The organism is Leptolyngbya sp. CCY15150 (assembly GCF_016888135.1).
Taxonomy (GTDB): Bacteria; Cyanobacteriota; Cyanobacteriia; order RECH01; family RECH01; genus RECH01.
Window position 1 is genome coordinate 1 of sequence record NZ_JACSWB010000070.1, and the last position, 1,860, is coordinate 1,860.

Annotated in this window: 3 protein-coding genes; all 3 read right to left on the reverse strand. The window is 47.1% G+C overall.

All coding sequences use genetic code 11. The features are described from left to right. Positions 1–92: 92 nt before the first annotated feature. Positions 93–476, reverse strand: a complete 384-nt coding sequence (locus JUJ53_RS00365; protein WP_204150015.1) for an AAA family ATPase — start codon at positions 474–476, stop codon at positions 93–95. A 166-nt stretch (positions 477–642) separates the two neighbouring features. Beyond that, positions 643–1,521, reverse strand: a complete 879-nt coding sequence (locus JUJ53_RS00370) for an IS982 family transposase (RefSeq protein ID WP_204150016.1) — start codon at positions 1,519–1,521, stop codon at positions 643–645. Between the two features lie 67 nt (positions 1,522–1,588). Continuing rightward, positions 1,589–1,860: hypothetical protein (locus tag JUJ53_RS00375; protein WP_204150017.1), on the reverse strand; the 272-nt coding region annotated here is incomplete at its 5' end.

Consider the following 1,860-nt stretch of genomic DNA (forward strand, 5'->3'; position numbering starts at 1 on the left):
GGATCAACTAACACTGGAGCAGGTTGCATCAGTTTCTGCCTACGACTTTATCCTGGAAGCACTGTTCTATGCCGCCTCACATTGAACTGGTATTAGCTAGGTGGGCAATCAACTAGTATAAAGTCATAATCTTGGCTAATTGGCTCAAGGACGCGCTTGAGCTTCCATTCACGAGACATGGCCGAAATCAACTGAAACTCAACACCACTTAGTGAAATGTTGGCAGGTGCCAAATCAATCTGATGCAAGTCTTTATGTATTGGTAAAGGTTCGCTAGTGAGAAGCGAATTGGCAATAGTAGGGTTAATGTCGTAGGGATGTAAACCCATAAACGCTGTCAGGCTCGCTTGAGGATCCATATCAACTAGCAATACTCGGTGCGATCGCTGCCCCAAGGCATAGCCTAAATTTTGAGTGAGTGTAGTTTTGCCAACTCCTCCCGACTGATTGAAAAATGCGATTATTTTGCTCGCCACTATTCACAATTCAGAGCAACAACACAGAGTAGTGTATTGCAAGAAGTTGGAGACTGAACAACAACTAACGGAAAAGTTGGAAAAATCAACCCATGAAAACAAGACAGAGTAATGCCCGTCAGTCACTCTGAAAGGTTAAATACAACCTAAATAACCTCAGTTCGGGTTAAGCCGATTGAGGAAGAGCAAAGTCAAACTTGAGAGACGGCTTTTTGGGCTGATGGCAATAGGCAATTAATCCACACAGCAGATTCACTGTGAAATTAACAGGGCTACGATGGCGGGAGTGCTCAATCTGAGAAATGTTTTTCAACTGGTCAATCACCGTTTCGATGATCGCTCGCTTGCGCGCTAACAGCTTGTCGCTCAGGCGCATCAGGTGGTTCTTCATCCTCCGTTTGGGTCGAGCAACGAACTCAATGCCATAGTCCTCGAACAGCTTCTGGACCAAAGCTTGTGAGACGTAACCTCGGTCGGCAAACACCTTGCCAAATAGGTCTTTAAGCAGATCGGGTACGGGCTTACGGTCATCGGTATTGCCAGGGGTGAGGGTGACGTTGAGCAGTTCCCCCTGCTCATTGACCACCAGATGCAGCTTGAACCCCAAGAACCAGTCCACCGAGGTTTTGCCGCGAGCCGCCAGCTTGGCAAAGACTCGGTGCCGAGAAATCCGACGATTATGGCAAACTTTGATAGCGGTGCTATCGATGAAGCTGATACCTGTGCATTGACCAAAACAATGCTTGAGGTAAACGCATAGTGGCACCAAGGCGGAGGGGATGAATTCAACAAAGCGGGAATAGCTCACCAGTCCGGGAAAGGCATTCTTCCAGTATGGATGGACGTGCTTGAGATAGTAAGCCTTGAAGTTGCGATAGCACTGGTGATGAAAGGCAACCAGAATCGTCATGATCTCGCTCAGAGCAAGAGAACGAGTCCGTTGCCTGGATTGACCACCTTGGGCAAGGAGCGTTTTACGCCATTGGGGTTCAAAGCGTTGGCAGAAATCATCAATAGAGCAGAACAGTTCTTCTAAACTAGACATAGGTGGGGTTTGCTGGATATAGTTTGACACTTTTCAGCTTATACAACCCCGCCTTTTCTTGTCGCTCTTAACCCGAACTGAGGTTAAATAGCAGTCTGGCTTCCCCTGTGCGCTGATTAATTTGATAAAAGCCGCCATTATCAGAAGCACCAAATAACCGGCCATTAGCATCAAACCCCAGAGAATTCATCCCAGAGGCTCCAAAGGAACCGATAAATTTTGACTCCCCCGAACGATTCAGTCGGTATAAGCTTGAAAAGGTATTGGCAAAAATTCTGCCATTGTCAGATTGGGCAATATCAATGAATGTCCTATCTTGCCCTTGAACTCGCAGCCGCC

Bases quoted from the DNA above. Each gene is read 5' to 3' on its own strand.
- JUJ53_RS00370 (WP_204150016.1), bottom strand. From the start codon at position 1,521: ATGTCTAGTTTAGAAGAACTGTTCTGCTCTATTGATGATTTCTGCCAA.